At 43.2% G+C, this 21,522-nt stretch carries 15 protein-coding genes and 1 pseudogene; 8 read left to right on the forward strand and 8 right to left on the reverse strand.

What is annotated here, in order from left to right:
- The first annotated feature begins 48 nt into the window (after positions 1-48).
- The 3 genes from QYT14_RS11860 to QYT14_RS11870 are packed head-to-tail and all read left to right on the forward strand — an operon-like array spanning position 49 to position 990.
- A complete protein-coding gene (locus tag QYT14_RS11860) occupies positions 49-240 on the forward strand; it encodes an AAA family ATPase (protein WP_237040126.1) in 192 nt (63 codons plus the stop codon).
- The gene (locus QYT14_RS11865; protein ID WP_237040127.1) at positions 233-676 is read left to right on the forward strand and encodes a hypothetical protein; all 444 of its coding nucleotides are present in this window, start codon (positions 233-235) and stop codon (positions 674-676) included. The genes QYT14_RS11860 and QYT14_RS11865 overlap by 8 nt, the downstream gene beginning before the upstream one ends.
- A complete protein-coding gene (locus QYT14_RS11870) occupies positions 643-990 on the forward strand; it encodes a PD-(D/E)XK nuclease domain-containing protein (RefSeq protein ID WP_288325444.1) in 348 nt (115 codons plus the stop codon). The genes QYT14_RS11865 and QYT14_RS11870 overlap by 34 nt, the downstream gene beginning before the upstream one ends.
- A gap of 32 nt (positions 991-1,022) precedes the next feature.
- On the opposite strand, the gene QYT14_RS11875 is transcribed toward QYT14_RS11870, so the two are convergent.
- The 6 genes from QYT14_RS11875 to QYT14_RS11900 form a co-directional block, all read right to left on the reverse strand.
- Positions 1,023-1,949, reverse strand: a complete 927-nt coding sequence (locus QYT14_RS11875) for a hypothetical protein (protein ID WP_288325443.1) — start codon at positions 1,947-1,949, stop codon at positions 1,023-1,025.
- Between the two features lie 15 nt (positions 1,950-1,964).
- On the reverse strand, positions 1,965-3,140 hold the full coding sequence (locus tag QYT14_RS11880) for an acyloxyacyl hydrolase (protein ID WP_288325492.1): 1,176 nt from the start codon (positions 3,138-3,140) through the stop codon (positions 1,965-1,967).
- A gap of 58 nt (positions 3,141-3,198) precedes the next feature.
- Entirely contained in the window at positions 3,199-4,164 is a 966-nt protein-coding gene (locus QYT14_RS11885; RefSeq protein WP_288325442.1) for a hypothetical protein, read from the reverse strand.
- A gap of 124 nt (positions 4,165-4,288) precedes the next feature.
- A complete protein-coding gene (locus QYT14_RS11890) occupies positions 4,289-5,887 on the reverse strand; it encodes an ABC-F family ATP-binding cassette domain-containing protein (RefSeq protein WP_288325441.1) in 1,599 nt (532 codons plus the stop codon).
- 842 nt (positions 5,888-6,729) lie between these two features.
- On the reverse strand, positions 6,730-7,011 hold the full coding sequence (locus QYT14_RS11895; RefSeq protein WP_237040132.1) for a putative quinol monooxygenase: 282 nt from the start codon (positions 7,009-7,011) through the stop codon (positions 6,730-6,732).
- 32 nt (positions 7,012-7,043) lie between these two features.
- A complete protein-coding gene (locus QYT14_RS11900) occupies positions 7,044-8,576 on the reverse strand; it encodes an arylsulfatase (protein ID WP_237040133.1) in 1,533 nt (510 codons plus the stop codon).
- 164 nt (positions 8,577-8,740) lie between these two features.
- Here QYT14_RS11900 and QYT14_RS11905 point away from each other — a divergent pair, with 164 nt between their 5' ends.
- From QYT14_RS11905 to QYT14_RS11925, 5 genes and pseudogenes are all read left to right on the forward strand, one after another.
- On the forward strand, positions 8,741-11,977 hold the full coding sequence (locus QYT14_RS11905; protein WP_288325440.1) for a S41 family peptidase: 3,237 nt from the start codon (positions 8,741-8,743) through the stop codon (positions 11,975-11,977).
- 169 nt (positions 11,978-12,146) lie between these two features.
- Positions 12,147-12,755 carry a hypothetical protein gene (locus QYT14_RS11910; RefSeq protein ID WP_288325439.1) on the forward strand — a complete coding sequence of 203 codons (609 nt, stop codon included), beginning with the start codon at positions 12,147-12,149 and terminating at the stop codon, positions 12,753-12,755.
- Positions 12,756-12,898: 143 nt separating this feature from the next.
- Positions 12,899-15,733, forward strand: a complete 2,835-nt coding sequence (gene leuS / locus QYT14_RS11915; protein ID WP_288325438.1) for a leucine--tRNA ligase — start codon at positions 12,899-12,901, stop codon at positions 15,731-15,733.
- Positions 15,734-15,832: 99 nt separating this feature from the next.
- Positions 15,833-16,729: a YitT family protein gene (locus tag QYT14_RS11920; protein WP_237040137.1), complete on the forward strand. Its 897-nt coding sequence runs from the start codon at positions 15,833-15,835 to the stop codon at positions 16,727-16,729.
- A 17-nt stretch (positions 16,730-16,746) separates the two neighbouring features.
- Positions 16,747-17,370, forward strand: a pseudogene (locus QYT14_RS11925) (Bro-N domain-containing protein); the annotation flags it as partial.
- Positions 17,371-17,456: 86 nt separating this feature from the next.
- Here the strand turns inward: QYT14_RS11925 and QYT14_RS11930 are convergent.
- Positions 17,457-19,934, reverse strand: coding sequence for a DEAD/DEAH box helicase (locus tag QYT14_RS11930; RefSeq protein ID WP_288325491.1), 2,478 nt, complete (start codon positions 19,932-19,934; stop codon positions 17,457-17,459).
- A 243-nt stretch (positions 19,935-20,177) separates the two neighbouring features.
- Entirely contained in the window at positions 20,178-21,062 is an 885-nt protein-coding gene (locus QYT14_RS11935; RefSeq protein ID WP_288325437.1) for a hypothetical protein, read from the reverse strand.
- Positions 21,063-21,522 lie beyond the last annotated feature (460 nt).

A 21,522-nucleotide genomic window follows, 5' to 3' on the forward strand; every position in this document is an offset into this window, starting at 1 on the left:
ACGGAATAAACGAACTTTGTCCTTACTGTTTTTATAAACGTTGTCAATATGAACCAAGTTAAAGGAATACCTTACGGAATATCCGATTTCAACCGTATGCGAAATGAAAACTTTTATTTCGTAGACAAGACTATGTATCTGCCGCTCATCGAAAAAATGCCAAGCTACCTTTTCCTTATCCGTCCCAGACGGTTCGGGAAGAGCCTGTTTCTGAGCATGATGCGCACTTACTATGACTGACTACAGCAAATTAAAAATGCTGGCACGCATAGACCATGACCAAACCCATGAGGGTAGTCGCATGAGCACCATCGAAGAAATTGCTGCAAAAGGAGAGATATTGGTAGACTTGCATACCTCTTTCCCATCCGAAAAGGTAACGGATATTGAAAATTTCCGCAGCCTGCTTTACTATTACGGACTACTCACCATTTGTGGCACAAGAGGAGACCGCCTGAGAATGTGCATTCCCAACAATTGCGTACGTGAACAATATTTCGGTTTCCTGCGGGATTATTATCAACAAACTCATTCGCTGAACCTTTCTCACCTGAAAGACCTGATAGACGATTTCGCTTATGACGGCCATTGGAAGCCGTTCTTTGAAACAATAGCTTGCGCTATTCTTCCATACGAAACGGTATGGAGGGCGAAAGAAATCTACAAGGCTTCTTGAAAGCTTACCTTGCACTCGCTTCTTATTATCTGGTAGAGCCTGAACTGGAAATGAATTATGGCTACTGTAATTTCTTTCTTTTACCGGATAAATCGCGTTACCCGGATGTACAACACAGTTATATTCTGGAGTTAAAATATGCTCTCCGCACAGCTACCGATGCCGAACTCGAAGTACAAGCAGCAGAAGGACGATGCCAACTGATGCAATACAGTCCAGACAAAATAGTCACACAGCTGGCGGCAAAGACAACCCTGCACAAATTGTTGCTACAATTCAGAGGCTGGGATATGGTGAGATGTGAAGAAATATAATTGTGCAAGAAGTATATCCCGGGTATCATACATCAATCAGTGATATTTGTCAGTCCAAATAAATCCTTGTTCAAGGTGTATACAACTATTTTATCGCTTTTCAACTGCTTACCTACTTTGCTCAACCCTTTCAATGGAGTATCCCAACGACTATAGGATTTCAATATGGGATATAGAGTAGGAAGCACCATGGGAGCAAACCAACCATTCTTTGTATAAAACAAACCATTGCGATAGAACACGGCATGGATGATATGATTATAACCATTATAAAAGGCCAAAATACAGTTATTGGGAAAAACAGCCTCCTTTATCTCTTTATAACGACACGGATAAGAAGCTTCGGAGGTTAGAAAGTAATCGAAGAAAGCATTTAAATCCTCTTCACGCGTATAAGAAGCATTACGGGTAATCACCGGTTCGGTATAAATGCCATACGTTTGAAACAAAGCATCCAACGCATAAAAAATACAAGTCTGAGAATTATTCTTCAGCATAGGAAGAGGACACTCCATGCGCAACATGGAATCTTCCAACACTTCAATCATAGTCTCATCCAATCCCTCAATACAGGCAGAGAAACGGGCAAAAGGATATATTCTACTCTCTACCACTAAATTGCGTAATTTCTTTTTCAATTTATCATCATAATCATAGCCCCGATATATCTTCGGACGTACCCGATAGGTGAGTGTATCATTCTTCCAAACTGTCTGAAAAATGGAATCCGGTACAGAATTCTTCATCTGAGTTTCCACATAATATATTGTATCCAAATAATGAACAAGCGAATCTGTATAAAGGCCATTGCCAAATGTTTCAACACCATAGCGCAATGCTTCCTTCTCTCTTATAAAAATCAAACTGTCACTCATCCACTTTATCTCCGGGAATTTTATCTGAGAAGAAACAGTTGCACAGATACTTAAGATGACATATAATACACAGATTCTTTTCATAAGCCGATACGTCTATCATTTACCGTTTCCCTTGTAAAAGCGGTATCCAAATCCCAACATCAGGTTGTTGGGGTTCTTAAATTTATTCAACTGATAGCCGACATGCAAGAACAAGCGCGGTGTAATGGAAGCCTTGAGAGCCAGAACTTGATAAAAACCTTCCGTATCATCACCACTGTATATCAAATTCCGTCCGACACCGGCATTGATAGAAAAAATAGGCATGACCAGCTCTCCGCGTACAGACAGACCGACAGCAAACTGCTTGTGGAAAGGAGGGCGATGAAACTTCGCATCGCTTGATGAACTTCCTTCTACCCGATAGTCTTTGATATTGGCACTCTCATCATATTGTGCATCCATAGAAACACCGGCCCTAAAATACTTGTTGAAATTGTACATTGGATTAAAATTCAGCCCCACAACGCCAAAAGAGCCGGGCACCAGACAAACGTCATAGCCATCCACAAACCCTTTTTTACGAGTAGCACCATATACAACCAAATCATAACTGATATAAGGTTTGATGGATAACGGTTTAGCACCTTTCACAGCCACCGTCTCATCATTTCCAAAAGTACGCACAACACCTATTCTTCCGCCAATCGGATTCACTCCCGCATTGGGAAAATGTGTATTTCCATTAGAGTAATGAGTAAAATCCATACCTGCCGTCAAGCTCCATTGCGGATTAATCCGCCAATTCAGAAAAAATCCCAGATTGATATAGGCATTGATTTTTGACCCGATAACCTCATTCTGCGGATTATATATCTCATCATATTTTTTCCAGCCAAAAGAAGCACCGAAATTCCATTCATAGTCGAATGACAAATGGGGCGATAACTGCGCTATGCGTGACCCCTGAAAAGCATATACCGCTATGGGATTACCTAGTTCGGAAGGACAGAAGAACGTAGTGTAAGAAACTCCAATACCCTGATAGGCATGAGGATAGAGCCGGCCTAAAGTTGAATTCTTATCAAACTGAAAAGCATACTTCAGATGTACAGAAAGGGCCTGCCTGATGCGTTGTTGATGCATATTGTCACCATCAAAGAAATCATTGGTAGGAGTCACATAATTAGGACGTACATCCAGGCCGAGCCTATGAATCAGCTTATGGCTTGCTGTGTCATTCTTTAATACATCCGGTTGCGTAGCCGTCTGAGCCATCAAATTTCCACCCATCGGACAAACAGCCAAAAGGCTGGCAATATATAATAAGAGTAATTTCGCTTTCATTGTTCTAATTATTCAGCTTCTCGCACTTTATGAGGTATCTTTTAGGCATCTTGCTTTTCAAAGTACCGGTAATGACTTTCTCTTTTTTGGTTTTGGGATGAACGGCATAAAGAGTAAAATAAGTCTCAAACCATTCATATTCCAGCAGTACAGTGATACGTTGCGAAGTTTGGGCCGGAGTTATGACCGCCTTCTTTTCCGTATCAGGAAAAGGCAAAGGTAACCGTTGCATATCAGAAGCATATTGCACTCGTTCGCCGTTCATCACCAGATAACCGTCAACAATGCCGGGAATCTCAACCTCCGGTTTGCTTGCCAACAAATTAAAAGCCTCGGGATTATTACTGGTGAATTGTATCTGACGATACTCATTTTGGAAAGGAAAGATATAATTGGTTACGTTTCCATTTCCCCTGTTATCAATCACCATGCTCCTACGTTCTTCTATGTGTGTATCCGTATAACTATACATATCAAGCGAATAAGTGATATGGTCGAATATATATCTGTCGGAAGGTGTTATGGCTACATGTATTGCTTTCGTTTCATATTCATTACTTGCAATAATGGAAAACCGGAAAAGAGAAGAGCGCGCATTTTCGTTTACCGTTAACTTCACTTCCTGAGGATGAGTGCGCTCAATGGTAAAATCAACTATCTTATCTTCATAAACGACATCATCACAAACTATTTTGCCCAATCCTTCCAAAACAGGCGACTGATTCTGCGAAACTATATTACCGTCTTTATCATAAACTGAATAATATAATGAAGAGTTATCATAATAATCATACACATGCAACAGATTCCAGTTGGAAGACTTAAAATGAATAGTCACTGAGTCACCATTTCCATCCAAGGTAACATCAGAAACAGAAGGCTGAAAATCTTCAATGAAGACATCGCTATTACAACCGGATAATCCCAAGAATATGAGAAGATATACTGCGATATGTAGGAAAGTTTTCATGTTGTTTTTGTGTTTGTCTTTTCACTACGACAAAAATAACACTTATTTCCGAATAATGACCATAAATACCGGTATATTTATCTGATACTCCGTAATATTGAAGATTTTCAGCCCTCACCACATGTCAAGAACAAGACAATGTTATCGTCTTCTCTATATTAATTTGCTGCACAAAACAGGCATCATGGCTCACAACTAATAATGTTCCCCGATACTCCTTCAAAGTATCAGTCAATATCTCCATATTCATAATATCAATATTGTTCGTCGGTTCGTCCACAATAAACAAATCAGGAGTTTGTGCACTCACCATCAAGCAACACAGGGAAAGTTTCATCTTCTCACCCCCGCTCAGACAACTGCATTTCTTATCCCAACTGGATATAGGGAAAAGAAAGCGGTTAAGAATAGTTTTAAGCTCATGGTCATAAAGTTTATTGTTAAAGAAGGAGAGTTGCTCCAGCACCGACAGCCCATTCTGTATAATGGAATATTCCTGGTCGAGATAAACATACGTCAGCCCATCCGCCCTTATCAGTTCACCCGCCGTGGGAGTGAGAACGCCCGCCAGCAACTTCAGTAAAGTGGTTTTGCCGCTACCGTTTCCACCTTTCAAATGGATACGGTCACCGCTTTTTATTACAAAATCAAGAGGGAGCGGCCATAACTCATCCGATTGATAAGCATAATTCATATTTCTGACTGTGATAAGTGTCTTGCCCGTATGCAAGGAAGAAGAATTGAAATCCACCTTCATCCCTTTCCTGTCCGGCAACACCTTGCGAATATCCGTAGCGCTTTCTGCCAACGATTGTATTTTATCAGCATGAACATGGCTCAGGCGAACCGAACTTTTCTCCGCCTTGTCCTTAAAAGTATCCATTGCCATCTTGCCGACACCACTTTTTATATTTTGCTTCTTTCCGCGTACATCATGCTTCTGCTGACGCTCCATCACTTCACGTGCCTGTCTGCGTGCCTTCTGCAACTGCTTCCCATTCTCTTCCAACCGAGCTTGCAATGCTTGAACGGCCAACTCCTTCTGCTCTTTGTAAAAGTCATAATTCCCCGCATAATAAATTACTCCTTTTGCCGAGAGCTCATACGTGGACGAAAGCAAGTTGAGCAACGTCCGGTCATGACTGACTACCAACACACCAGACGAAGTAGAAGTGATAAAGTGATATAATTTCTCACGACTCACATCATCCAAATGATTGGTCGGCTCGTCCATCAGAATAAAAGACGGTGAGTGCAAAGCGATTCCTGCCAAAAAGACTTTTGTCTTTTCTCCTCCACTTAACAAATGCATGGGATGGGAGAGAGGCACTCCCGGCAATCCCCATTCATGTAAAGCGGCAACCGCCTTCTCTTCTATATCCCAATCATCATCCAATACCGTAAAATGCTCCACAGAAACATCTCCCTGCAAAATGGCATGAAGTGCTTGTATCTTTCCTTCAATCCGCAAAGCTCCGGCTATCGTCAGATGATTAAATTGTCCGAAGTGTTGGGGAATATAATAAGGTGGTTCCAAACAAATCACTTCACCTTCCGAAGGTGACAATTCTTTTGTTATCAGCTGCATCAAGGTCGATTTTCCTGATCCGTTATTCCCGATAAGCGCTGCTTTCTCACCTTTCCCCATAGAGAAACTAACGTTACTGAAGAGCACATCTTTATCAGGATGCATATAAGTAACTGACTGTATATGTATACACATACTGTTTCTATAAAATTAAAATGTTAATACTGAAATGTATATTGTGGGAATAGAGGACAACTATTACACAACAAACGAATTCACTTCGCCTGCCGTCCCAACATGAAATAAATAGTTGTTTGAAAAAATAGATGTTTAGATTCTCATCGGAATGTTTTTAGATTTCGGGGACAAAGATAAGTGTTTTCAGTGATATACAAAAGCAAACGATAAATTTATTTATAATACATTATTCACCTGTCACCGGATGTTGTCTCCTCCGATTTTCAAACGCTGCATACGTTTTGAACTCTCTAAGTCGTTTCATTAGCCGGACTAAGCCTTTTCGTCCTTTCGATTATGCCCATCTGTCCGTCAGATTACTACAGTCTCCGGCAGTGGACTGTACAGTCTACCATAACGGACTATACAGTCCACTGTAACGGACTGTACGGTCTACGGCAACGGACTGTAATAATCTTCTGCTTAAAAAGCCTTGGCTGACCCTAAGAAACGGCTTACTCTTCCCTTTGTTTCTGAATGAGCTTTAAATCCCCATGAAAACAATGCGACCCCGTTATTCCACACTCCAATACCATAAAGAGAAGGAAGGTGTATCGAAACGCTCATAAATAAAAGGGAGTGTGTCAAAACTAAACCTGCCTATCCAATCGTCAGCTGTAGGGGCAGGGTTTGCCTGCCCGAAAACACAAAGTAAACTGTTTTCGGGCGAGCGAACCTCGCCCCTACGAACGAAACGACAGCATTATCCACGTTTTGACACCTTCGATAAAAGGGAAGTTTTGATACATCCCTCTGATTATATTAAATGTTCTTACTTGACCAAACTAATCACCAAACCATTAGAAAGATTCAATAATCAGTTCTGATGCCAACATTCCCTCAATAGCCTCACCAAAAGCCTTAAAGTGAGCCGATGCTGCATGCACCGCCATAGCCTGCTCGTCCTTATACTCCTCATAAAAAATAAAGAGAGTAGGGCAGAAAGGATTCTGATAAAGGTTGTAGCTGATATTACCTGCTTCGGCACGAGTACCTTCTATCAAGGCCGTAGCCGCAGTCATAAACTCTTTTTCTTTGCCGGCAAGTACCTCAGCACGTGCCACAATCGTTTTCTTTTCCATAATGTTTAATGTTTCGTATTTTGTTACTGATATTAATTAAAGTCGGGCAAAGTAACCGAGAAGTTAGGATTCGGTATATGCTGTGACTTGATTACTTCTTTCATCTGTTTTACAATTTCAGGATGTTCGGCTGCTACATCATGGTCTTCGTGAATATCCTCGGCAAGATTATAAAGGAACGGTTTGCCACTCTTCACTACCATCTTCCAATCACCCATGCGTACACCTATCTGGTCGGTTTCGTCAAATTCCCAATAAAGGAAATCGTGTTGCTTTTGTCCTTCCTGTCCGGTCAACGTAGGATAGATAGAAATCCCATCGAAATAATCAGTACCTTTTTTCTTTTTATTGGTATATTTCTTCACGTAGTTCTTCACACCTGCCACATCGCAGAATGTCGGCATCAAATCATAAAATGCAAACTGATGGTCATTGACTTGTCCGGCTTCCACTTTACCCGGCCAACGAACAATAAACGGAATACGGATACCGCCTTCGTAGCATTGACGCTTCAAACCGCGCAACTTACCGTCACGTCCAAAGAATGTAGGATCTGCACCACCTTCCTCGTGAGGGCCGTTATCACTGGTAAAGATAACCAATGTATTTTCATCCATTCCTTTTTCTTTCAGTTTCTTCAGCACTTCGCCCACATAATAATCCAGACGGGTAATCATACCGGCAAACTGTGCATGCGTATGGACAGAAGCATTGTAACGCGAACCTTCCGAACCTCCCCATGTCTTGTCATGGAAGAACTTCTTCTGATATCCTTCCAGGATAGAATCCTCAGGTTGAACTAATTCCGCATGAGGCAATGTATAAGTAAATACACCGAAGAACGGTTGTTTGCCGTCTTGCTTATCAAGCCACTTCATGGCTTCCTGATGAATCATATCGGCAGAATATTGCGGACGTTTATAGTATTCTTTGCCGTACATGGGATATTTGATATTTTCATCCATTATCACACGCACCACAGCTGTGTCGCCCATTGATTTGCTATAACGGTTTAAGAAGTTCGGATAGTAAAGATGGGCCTGGAACTGACATATAAAACCATAAAACTCGTCGATACCCCGTTTGTCGGGAGTAGAAACGGAACCTTCATAGCCTCCTGCCCACTTACCGAACATACCGGTGGTATAACCGTTATCTTTCATTATCTCAGGGATGATTATGTGTTCGGGGTCATAAGGATGCTGCCCCACCACTGAATATTCTTTGTTATTACCATACATCACGATGGGAGCGTCACGCCAATACTCTTTATTTCCACGCACTTCACAGTGACCGGTATGCTGTCCTGTCATAAACGAAGCACGGGAAGGGGCACTTACCGGACTTCCTGAATAAGCCTGAGTAAAGCGCATGCCCTCTTTGGCCATATTATCAATATTAGGAGTACTGATATATGATTGGCCGTAACAGCCCAAGTCGCCATATCCCATATCATCACACATAATGTATATGATATTTGGCTTCACGTCATGACTCTTTTGTGCATAAGCACCCAACGAAGTAAGGGCAAGTCCACTGCCCAGCCATAAAAGTTTTTTGTTCATTCTATATATCTATTAAAGGTTATACGCAAAGGTATACAAAAGCAACTAATATTATTGATAAACAATGCAATTTATGAATTATATTTTAGACAACAAAGAACATGAATAAAAAAATAGTCTTAACTTTGCTCCTATAAGCAACAATATTACAAACAGCAAGTAAAATGAATAAAAAACTATTATTCACCCTGTTACTGGCAGGGAGTGCCGCTGTCGGACATGCTACCGATGAGGCCAGATTATTACGCTTTCCTGCTACAAACGGACAGGAAGTCGTGTTCTCCTATGCAGGCGATTTGTACAAAGCTCCCCTGAAAGGTGGAGAGGCACAACGTCTCACTTCCCATATCGGCTATGAAATGTTTGCCCGTTTCTCGCCCGATGGCAAATCAATCGCCTTCACCGGACAATATGACGGAAACACGGAAGTGTATCTGATGTCTGCCGATGGTGGAGAACCCACCCGACTGACTTACACCGCTACTAACAGTCGTGACGATTTGGGTGACCGTATGGGTCCGAACAATATCGTAATGACGTGGAGCCCCGACGGTAAGAACATTGTCTATCGTAACCGTATCAGCGACGGATTCGACGGAAAGCTCTGGACAATATCCAAAGAAGGAGGTATGTCCCAACTCATTCCATTACCCGAAGGCGGATTCTGTTCTTACTCTCCCGATGGCAAGAAACTGGCTTACAACCGTGTGATGCGTGAGTTCCGTAACTGGAAATACTATCGTGGCGGAATGGCAGACGATATCTGGATTTACAATCCTGCAAGCAAAAAAGTGGAAAACATTACTAATAATATAGCGCAAGATATTGTCCCCATGTGGATAGGCGACGAAATTTTCTTTATCTCCGACCGTGACATGACCATGAATATCTTTGTCTACAATACCCAGACGAAACAGACAGAGAAAGTAACCAATTATACAGACTACGATGTCAAATTCCCCAGTTCGAACGGTGAAATCATTGTATATGAAAACGGAGGATACCTCTATAAACTCGACCCGAAGACACGCCAGACCGAAAAAATATCCATTACTCTAAAATCAGATAATATCCTTGCCCGCAAGGAAATGAAGAAAGTGGCAGGCAACCTGACCGCAGCCAGTCTTTCTGCCGACGGACACCGAGTAGCGATAACTGCCCGCGGCGAAGTGTTTGATGTTCCGGCAGACAAAGGTGTGACCCGCAACATCACCCGTACTCCGGGAGCCAATGAACGCGATGCCGCCTGGAGCCCGGACGGAAAATACATTGCCTATATCAGCGACCGAACCGGAGAAACCGAAATCTGGCTGCAACCCTCCGAAGGCGGAGAAGCTATTCAACTGACCAAAAACAATGATACCTACATTCGCCAACTGATGTGGAGCCCGAACAGCAAAAAGGTGCTCTACACCGACCGCAAAAACCGTATCGTAGAAGTGGATATAACTTCAAAATCCAAGAAGACTGTCATGCAAAACCCCGAAGGAGAGTTTTACTCAGTCAATTACTCACCCGACAGCCAATGGATTACTTATACCAAACCGGGCAAGAACAATATGGATGTGGTGTATGTATACCATCTCACCTCGGGCAAAGAATATCCCGTAACAGAGAAATGGTACAACTCTTCATCTCCACATTTCAGTACCGACGGCAAATACCTTATCTTTACTTCCGAACGCGATTTCAATCCCATCTACAGCCAAACGGAGTGGAATCATGCTTACAACCGCATGGGCGGAGTATATATCGCTTTATTGTCTAAAGACACCCCGTCGCCTTTCCTGCCATCGGACGAAAAAATAAGCATCGAAGACAACACCCCCGAAAGCAAATCCGCAGCCAAAGACAATAAAGCGGACGACAAAGCAACCGGCGTAACCATTGATGCTGAAGGATTGCCCGGACGCTTGCTCAAACTTCCTCTTCCGGCAGGCTATTATTACCAGCTTTATTCTGACGGAAAGAAAGTATGGTACTCCAACTCAGGAAATACCAAAGTATTCGACCTGGCGGAACAGAAAGAAGAAACCGTGGCCGAAGGAGCTAACATGAGCGTAGCCGAAAGCAATAAAAAAGCAATATTCTACAAAGGCGGCGACCTGTATGTATGCGATTTTCCTTGCAGCAAAGCCGCTTTAGACAAGAAGGTAAATCTGGACAATATGATTGCCCCGATAGACTATCCACAAGAATGGGCACAAATCTTTGACGAGACCTGGCGTGCCTTCCGTGATGGTTTCTATCTGGAGAATATGCATGGAGTAGACTGGAAAGCCATTAAAACAAAATATGCCGCCCTGCTTCCTTATGCAAAAACCCGGTTAGACCTCAATTACATTATCGGTGAGATGATTGCCGAATTAGCCTGTGGACATGCTTACGTGAATCCGGGAGAAATCAAAGGGCCCGAACGCATCAAGATGGGTTTGCTGGGTGCAGAATTGAGTCGCGACAAGAGTGGATTCTACCGTATCGAGAAGATTTTACCGGGAGCTGTTTACAGCCAAAAGCTCCGTTCCCCGCTTACCGAACCGGGCCTCGGCATAAAAGAAGGTGATTACATCACTGCTGTCGACGGTATCCCGACTACCACCGTAGACAATATCTACAGTCTACTGACAGGCAAAGCAGGTGTACTGACCGAATTAAGCATCAACAGCACTGCCTCTGCCAAAGGTGCGCGCAAAGTAGTGGTCAGCCCGATTGACAATGAATATCCATTGTACCACTACAATTGGGTACAAAACAATATCAAGAAAGTGGAAGAAGCCACCAACGGACGTGTAGGTTATATCTATATCCCCGATATGGGTCCTGACGGACTGAACGAATTTGCCCGTTACTTCTATCCTCAGTTGGACAAGGAAGCACTCATCATCGACGACCGTGCCAATGGCGGCGGCAATGTCTCACCTATGATTATCGAACGCTTGCTTCGCCAGCCTTACCGTCTGACCATGAGCCGCACGTCTACCAAAGTCGGAACCATTCCCGATGCCACGTTAGTAGGGCCGAAGGTATTGCTCATCAATAAATATTCGGCTTCGGACGGTGACTTGTTCCCTTGGAGTTTCAAAGCAAACAAAATCGGTAAAGTAATCGGTACCCGTACCTGGGGCGGCATTGTCGGAATCAGCGGCCCGCTGCCTTATATGGACGATACGGACGTACGTGTTCCGTTCTTTACCAACTTCGATGCCAAGACCGGTCAGTGGATTGTGGAAAATCACGGTGTAGACCCTGATATCCTGATTGACAATGATCCGGTGAAAGAACAAATGGGAGAGGACCAGCAACTGAATAAAGCCATAGAGGTCATTATGCAAGAGCTGAAAGACCGCAAACCATTACCTAAAGTTCCGGCTCCGAGAACATTCAAGGATTTGGGATTATAATAAATCATTCAAAATATATCGGGTGTCCGACTTTGGTCATCCGATATATTTTTTTAATTTTATCCAACAAACGTCAATTCATTCACTTTCTTCGGCTAAATATTTGAAGATGTTATCGTTATCACTATCTTTGAACTCAATAATCACTAAAAACTAAAACTAACACAACATGAAACGCTACTCTTATTTATTCTTAGCAGCACTTGCACTCAGTTCTTGCCAAAACGATGATAATAATACCATCTACAACGATTTTGGAGGTATGTATAAAATTACTTCCATGCAATCAGAGAATCCCCTCGATCTGAACAATGACGGAATACAATCTTTCGATCTTTACGAAGAAATAGCCGCCCCGGTTTATTCGTCCAAAAACACTTCAGATCAAGAAGCAATCCCATTCTATCATTTCGACGAATGGTCAAACTATGCAGAAGTCAGACCGGCATTTCATGACCAAAGCGATTATCCGCTTCTTCTATTGAAACTTCCCTTGCAAGAAATCAGTAATGAAGGCAGTGATACTCCCTTTTTAACTTTCTATGGACACGACTTGAGTGACTATGAATACACGCTCACGGATAATTCCCGCGTCGATTTGAAACTCGTTACTCCCAGTGCCGTCCGTTTGGGGGTAGTGGAACGATTGGAAAGAATGGACAAAGATAATTTTGTCGTTTCAATGACGGCACGTTTCTTTGATTTTTCTACCCGTAAATGGATATATACTCCTATCACTGTCACTTATAAAAGAGTAACGGACAGCAGTAGTTTATAAAGAATCGTACTCCCGCCCATCGCAGGAAGTGCCCCATGTCTGTCCGAATGTATTTTCTTCGCCTGTTATTTCTGTTATCTCCCCGACTTTCATTATCTTTGCAACCACTTAATAACAAAGATATTAAATAACAAAAATAAATCATGGAATACAATTTCAGAGAGATTGAGAAGAAATGGCAGCAGCGATGGGTGGAAAACCACACCTATCAGGTGACTGAAGACGAATCGAAAAAGAAATTCTACGTGCTCAATATGTTCCCTTATCCATCAGGGGCAGGATTGCACGTGGGACATCCGCTGGGATATATCGCCAGCGATATTTATGCACGTTACAAACGCTTGCAGGGATTTAACGTCCTCAACCCGATGGGTTACGACGCTTACGGACTTCCTGCCGAACAATATGCTATCCAGACCGGACAGCACCCCGCCATCACTACCGTCAACAATATCAACCGCTACCGCGAACAGTTGGATAAAATCGGTTTCTGCTTTGACTGGAACCGTGAAGTCCGCACTTGCGAACCGGGCTATTATCATTGGACTCAATGGGCCTTCCAGCAGATGTTCAATAGTTTCTATTGCAATGCGTGTTCATCGGCACAGCCCATCAGCAAACTGATAGAGCACTTCGCACAAAAAGGAACCGAAGGACTGGATGTAGCTTGCAGCGAAGAACTCAGCTTTACTGCCGAAGAATGGAACGCCAAGAGCGAAAAGGAACAACAGGAAATCCTGATGAACTACCGCATCGCTTACTTGGGCGAAACAATGGTAAACTGGTGCCCGCAACTGGGAACTGTCCTTGCCAATGATGAAGTGGTGGACGGAGTTTCGGAACGTGGCGGTTTCCCCGTGGTACAGAAAAAGATGCGCCAGTGGTGCTTGCGCGTTTCGGCATACGCTCAACGTTTGCTCGAAGGACTGGACAATGTGGACTGGACAGACTCTCTGAAAGAAACACAACGCAACTGGATAGGCCGTTCGGAAGGTACGGAAGTACAGTTCAAGGTGAAAGACAGTGATATCGAATTCACCATCTTTACCACCCGCGCAGATACCATGTTCGGTGTAACCTTCATGGTTCTGGCTCCCGAAAGTGAATTGGTGGCACAGCTTACCACTCCCGAACAAAAAGAGGAAGTGGACGCTTATCTGGACCGCACCAAGAAACGTACCGAACGCGAACGTATCGCCGACCGCCGTGTGACCGGTGTATTCAGCGGTTCGTATGCCATCAATCCGTTTACAGGCGATGCCGTTCCCGTATGGATTAGTGATTATGTACTGGCAGGTTATGGTACAGGCGCTATCATGGCGGTTCCTGCCCACGACAGCCGTGACTATGCTTTTGCCAAGCATTTCAATCTGCCCATCGTTCCGTTGGTGGAAGGTTGTGATGTAAGCGAAGAAAGTTTCGATGCCAAAGAAGGTATTGTTTGCAACTCACCTCGTCAGGATGTCACTCCTTACTGCGATCTTTCTTTGAACGGTCTGACTATCAAAGAAGCTATCGCCGCAACTAAAGAATATGTAAAAGCTCATAATCTGGGACGTGTGAAAGTGAATTATCGTCTTCGCGACGCCATCTTCTCACGCCAGCGTTACTGGGGCGAACCGTTCCCCGTATATTACAAAGACGGTATGCCTTACATGATTGATTCCTCTAAATTGCCGCTCGAACTTCCCGAAGTCGCTAAGTTCCTGCCTACCGAGACAGGCGAGCCTCCATTGGGCCACGCTACCAAGTGGGCTTGGGATGTAGAAAAGGGCGAAGTAGTGGAAAACGCTTTGATTGACCATGTAAATGTATTCCCGCTGGAACTGAATACCATGCCGGGCTTTGCCGGTTCATCCGCATACTATCTGCGCTATATGGACCCGCACAACGACCAAGCACTGGTATCGGAAAAGGCAGACCACTACTGGCAGAATGTAGACCTTTATGTGGGAGGTACCGAGCACGCTACCGGCCACTTGATTTACTCTCGTTTCTGGAACAAGTTCCTGCACGATCTGGGTATAAGCATCAAGGAAGAACCGTTCCAGAAGTTGGTGAACCAAGGAATGATTCAGGGACGAAGCAACTTTGTATATCGTATCAAAGATACCAATACCTTTGTATCACTGAACCTGAAAGACCAGTATGAAACGACTCCGCTGCATGTGGATGTGAACATTGTTTCAAACGACATTCTGGATACCGAAGCATTCAAGGCATGGCGCCCCGAATACAACAATGCAGCGTTTATCCTCGAAGATGGAAAGTACATCTGCGGATGGGCGGTAGAGAAGATGAGTAAATCCATGTACAACGTGGTTAATCCCGATATGATTGTCGAGAAATATGGTGCCGACACTTTGCGTATGTACGAAATGTTCCTCGGCCCGGTGGAACAGTCCAAACCTTGGGATACCAATGGTATTGACGGTGTTCACCGTTTCTTGAAGAAACTTTGGAACTTATTCTACAGCCGTACCGACGAGTTTATGCCGGTGGAAGGCGATCCGACCAAAGAAGAACTGAAAGCTATCCATAAACTGATCAAAAAAGTAACCGGAGACATCGAAACCTTCTCTTACAATACTTCTATCAGTGCTTTCATGATTTGTGTAAACGAATTGAGCAGTTTAAAATGCCGCAACAAGGCAATATTGAGCAACCTCATCATCTTGTTGGCTCCGTTTGCCCCCCACTTCGCTGAAGAACTTTGGGAAGCTTTGGGCAACACCACCAGCGTATGCGATGCACAGTGGCCTGCATTCAATGAAGATTACTTGAAAGAGGATAGCGTGAAATATACCATCTCGTTCAATGGTAAGGCACGTTTCACTATGGAGTTCCCAGCCGATGCCGACAACGATACCATTCAGGCAACTGTTATGGCAGACGAACAGGCACAGAAATGGATTGAAGGCAAGACTCCGAAGAAGGTAATTATCGTTCCGAAGAAGATTGTAAACATTGTATTATAATCGCTACTGTATTTTACAGTGTGTCAAAAGCAATACGATAACAAAAATTGCTTTTGACACACCTTCCTACTTCACACTAAAACCAATCCTCATTATCACATGGACAAAATATTAAAAATCAAACTCGGCAGAGAGGTAAAAGACTATTTAGCCATTACCTTCGGGCTGATATGCTATGCACTGGGATGGGCAGCTTTTTTATTACCTTATCAAATTACGACAGGTGGAGTAACAGGTATTGCTGCCATTATCTATTATGCTACAGGCATTGAAATCCAAGTCTCTTACTTTGTCATCAATGCTGTGTTCTTAGGATTCGCGCTGAAAATATTAGGCCCTAAATTCAGTCTTAAAACCATCTACGCCATTTTCATGCTGACTTTCCTGTTATGGTTCTTCCAAGTATTGTTAAAAGGTCCCAATGGTGAACTTCCACAATTATTAGGTCCGGGGCAAGAATTTATGGCTTGCGTAGTAGGTGCAGGATTGTTAGGATTCGGCATCGGTATCGTATTCTGTAACAACGGAAGCACGGGAGGAACAGATATCATTGCCTGGATTATCAACAAATATAAGGATGTAACGTTAGGACGTATGATGATGTATTGTGACATCGTCATTATCTCTTCCTGTTATTTTATTTTCCATGACTGGAAACGCGTATTATTTGGCTTCTGCGTACTTTTTATCATGAGCATTGTTATCGATTATGTGATAAACAGTACCCGCCAATCTGTTCAATTCCTCATTTTCTCGCGAAAACACGATGAAATAGCCGAAGGAATCACCAAGCAAATAGACCGTGGAGTAACTTTACTGGATGGTACCGGGTGGTATAGCAAACAAGGAATCAAGGTCGTAGTGGTATTGGCAAAGAAAAGCCAGTCACTGGATATATTCCGATTGGTGAAAGATATTGACCCCAATGCATTTATATCACAAAGCAATGTGGTGGGAGTGTATGGTGAAGGATTTGATAAACTAAAAATAAAGTAACTAAAAGACAAAGAACGATGACACAGAAAAATGCCATTAAAATCTTCGAAGAGAAAAAGGTACGTACTGTTTGGGACGATGAAACCGAAACATGGTATTTTTCCATCATCGATGTAATTGCCGCTTTGACGGAAAGTGTTGACCCCAGAAAATACTGGAACAAGTTAAAACAACGTCTAAAAGAAGAAGGAAATGAAACGGTGACAAATTGTCACCAGTTGAAAATGAAAGCCTCGGATGGTAAGATGCGTCTTACTGATGTAGCTGATACTGAGCAACTTTTCCGTCTTATCCAGTCCATCCCCTCTCCCAAGGCCGAGCCTTTCAAATTATGGATTGCTCAAATAGCCCGTGAACGTTTGGACCAACTGCAAGACCCGGAGTTGTCCATCAATCAAGCCCTGATGGATTATAAACGTTTAGGCTATTCCGATAACTGGATTAACCAACGTTTGAAAAGCATTGAAATCCGCAAGGATTTGACAGACGAATGGAAGCGCTGCGGTTTGGAAGAAGGCGTGCAGTTTGCTACTTTGACCGATATTATTTATCAGACATGGGCAGACAAAACCGCCAAAGAATACAAACAGTTCAAAGGCTTGAAGAAAGAGAATCTGCGCGACAACATGACGAATAAAGAAAATCAAAGTACCATTTAGTACCAAACGAATGGTCTTCCAAAGCACAACTCACAGCATCAATAAAAACCTCATACTGGGTTTTCATCTCATTTCCCTCCAAATAATTTTCCAACCATAGTTAATATATTCGCCACACTCTCCTTGTCCTGAACCGGAATATGAATAGAGGTTTCCCCGGTCGTTTCATCCACCTTTACAATAGAATCCACCAATTGCCTGGTAGCTTCAGGAGATTGCAAGGTGCGGGCCAAACCGCTGAAGAAAGACAGACCTTGGCGTACAAGTTCTTGCGGATTATCCTCTTTGCTTTGAATGTCTGCCGGTTCTTCCTTCTTTATATTGTCATCCGTAAAGGTATCTTCTTCAAATGGCAAAGTAGGTTCATCCTCCCTTTCCACCCCTTTCTTATTCCGGTCTGTTTTAGCAGTCGAATCAGCAATCTTTTCTTCCGTATCTTCGGCAGATATCACATTCACAACAGTCTCGCTCTCCTCTACAGACGGCTCGGTCATTGCCTTGATAGACTCCATTATCTTATCCAACTTGCTGTCTTCCAAGAAAATAGTATCTTCTCCATTGTCCAGAATACCGCCGAATAGAGATGATTTGAAATTCAGCGTGCCCAGCATGCGTTCTTCGATGGTCTGACTGGCAACCAAGTTGATTACCTGTATGTTGCGTTGTTGTCCGATGCGGTAGATACGGGCTATGCGTTGTTCCAAGACAGCAGGATTCCATGGCAAATCCAGATTAATCAAAATAGAAGCCACCTGCAAGTTCAGTCCCGTACTGCCTGCATCCGTAGAGATGAACACACGGCTTTCGGGATTCTCGGTAAAATTCTCAGTCAAGCGTCCCCGTTGCTCGGAAGGCACACTGCCATGCAGGTATTCATATTTCACACCCAACTTTTCCAACTCGGCGGCCACCAGTCTTGTCATCCTTTCCCATTGGCTGAAAATCACTACCTTTTCATCGCCACCCTCGAACACATTGCGAAGAATATTCATGGTTTCCTCTATCTTTGTATCGCACCGGGTCTTCTGGTCAAGGATATAGGTACTGTCGCACACCATACGCATCTGGCTCATAAAAAGCAGCAGCCGCTTGCGGTCTGTCTCGCTCAGGAACCGGTTTCGTGTCCACTTTTGGACCAACTGGGCCACGGACAACTGAAACTCATCGTGAATGCCACGCTGTTCCTCGGTCATGGGGACAAACAGAATCTTATCCATGCGCTGAGGCAACTGCAAAGCCACATCCCGCTTTCTACGCCTTATCAGCACAGATTTCAGTTGCTCGCCTATCACATTCAGGTTCTTATATCCAATGACTTTTCCGGTATCCGATGTGACCACCGTGCGGTCCATAAACTGATAATAAGGCCCCAGACAAAATTGGTCCACAAACTGCATGATGGAATACAGTTCCTCCAACTTGTTTTCCAACGGTGTGCCGGACAACACCACCGCATATTCCGACTCGATGTGACGTGCCGATTGCGAAATCTGCGTCTTCCAATTCTTCAGCCGCTGCACTTCATCCATTATGAGTAAATCCGTGCGCAAAGAGCGTAGCAGTTTTATATCATTGCTCATGCTGTTGTATGAGACAATTTTATAAAAACAATCTGAGTTGTATAACTTTTTACGCACCAAGGGGTTTCCTTCCACCACCACTGCCGCAGAGTTCGTGAAACGTTCTATCTCCTTTTTCCATTGATACTTCAACGAAGTGGGACATACCACCAATACAGAAGAAATCAGCTTTTCCTTTTTCATCAGTTCGGCAGTTCCTATAGCCTGAATGGTTTTTCCAAGTCCCATCTCATCGGCTATAATCGATTTCCCGGCAGTAAAAGCAAAGCGGACGCCTTCTTTCTGGTAAGGATAAAGAGGGACTTTGAGCAATGTATCCAGACTCTTTTCAGACAAAGACTTCACCAGCTGCTGTCTGTAAAGATTATCCCGCTTCTCGACTATAAAGCTGAATGCATCGGGATACCATCGGAACGTATTATCCAACCGGATGGCTTCACGTAAGAATTCCATGATACTGCCCATGGCCTCGGGGCGGATCACTCCTGCGGGAGTAAAATAAGGAGCAGCCAATTGGCGGAATTCCTCCGCATGGTCTGTCCCGATACGGAGTCGGACCTGGCGTTCTCCTTTATAGGACAAATACATGGAAGTATAAGAAGGTATTTCCCGGCAAACGCGCTTATGATGTGCTTCTATCCATAACTTAACCGCCTCAATGTGCTTGCAAGTACCCAACTGACTGGTTTTGAAATCCATGCACGAGCAGTAATTCCATTCGCTTCCTTCTCCCCGATAAACCACAGTATATTCATTTCTGGATACATAATTCTTTACTGTGTAATATCCCGGATAGTCTTTCATACCCTGCTCGGTAATAGTAAATGTTTCTTTCGCTGCCACTTGCCGGCGTAAGGCTATTTGCCATTGTTCCAAAGTCATGTTGTCCGGCTTATAATAATAAGAGACTTTCTGAGTTTGCTTGTCGGTTTTAGCTTTACCGCCTGTCTTGGTTTTGTTATTCATCATAGATAGAAGATTTATTCAATTAATGAATTTACAAAATTAATTAAATAGGATACTTCACAAATAAATACCGATAATTATTTCATGCTATTACAAGAATATAAAAAATAACTTGATATTTTATAGGTGATACACTGTATGAATATAAATCCCCGCTTCTTTCAGCCATCAGAATAACAAATGTTACCAAATTATTTCTTCACCTTACAAAATGGAATACTAAAAGAGCAAGAAGCCTCTTTTTTACCTCCCTTGCATCTGGAAATGGGCCGGAGGTCCCATAGTCGGATTCCCCATCTTCATCCGGTTCTTGTCAATGACCACTTTGTGAAGAATCTCATAAATCAAACCACCTACATCTATCCCTAAATTAAACTTATTGAACTTATAACTAGGAACCAATACCGGAACCGTTTCCCAGCCTCCACGCAAAGGATTGTAATAGCGCTGCACTCCCATCTCCACACTGAACCGCTCGCTCATATCCACCGTCATGCTGGCACCATAGCTGTGCGATTCCATACCATACGTCTGACCTCTATAATAAGAACCGAATACTTTAAAGGCGACACGGTCTGAAGCCCGATACATCACTGCGCCCGAAGTGCCGAAAGACTGTCCAACAGCAAAAGGCATATTCATTTTCATGGCATCGATACCCACCTGTACACTCCATCGGGGATTGAATTGATACATATATCCCAATGAAGCCTTATTCATCAGTCCGATACCCGGCAAGGAGGTCTGCTCTCCCGAACCATAAAACACTCCATTTTCAAATCCTTTTATGATTCCTCCGGTGCTGTAATCTCCTCTGAACATCGGCGAAGGATTCGTATAATAAGGAAGAACAAGCGGCTTCTTTAAAGAAAGATGAAGTAAAGAATCGGCATTGGAAGGTCGGGGCAGGGGAGAGCCCAAACTCTTTTCATCCGGTGCAACAAAGTCTTCGTGCAAAGAAGAAGCAGACAAAGAATTTCCTTCCTGCATTTCGGACACTGTCCGCACACTGTCACGAACCGTGTGTTTCACATCCTCTTGAGCAGTCATGTCCAATGAAATGCCCCAAAGCAGCAAATACATCCCTATACGGAGTATATGGTGAAATAAATCCGGTTTCCATTTCATAAGCCCTTCTGTTTTAAATATACCACAAATGCAAATTTAATAAAATCCATTGCTTGGCAATCATTTCGGACTGTTATTTTCTTAAAACAATCTATATAAATAAGCACATGCCAACGGTCTATCAAAAAAGATGGAAGTGTTTTTGAAAAACTCCAAGGTCTTTTTGATGAAGAATTCTCGTCCGTTCACTCCCATCACAAGAAAGCAAAATTAATTCGGTAGAAAGCTTATTGCATATCTCCTTTCACACATAACAACTGTTGAAACCGCCTGTTGATGGGAAATTTGTGTGAAAGCAACATTTACCAACTTCCTTTTTTAAGGCCTGCCCGAAAAAGTTTATTGAAAAACCCTTAACTCCTGCTTGGAAACAAGTATGCCTTTTCAAGGATATCCGGACTTTGCCCTTTATAATATGTTGACATCCGTTAAGACTTGCAAGTCGGGAGTGAAACGGCTG

Source organism: uncultured Phocaeicola sp. (assembly GCF_948499155.1).
Classification (GTDB): domain Bacteria; phylum Bacteroidota; class Bacteroidia; order Bacteroidales; family Bacteroidaceae; genus Phocaeicola; species Phocaeicola faecalis.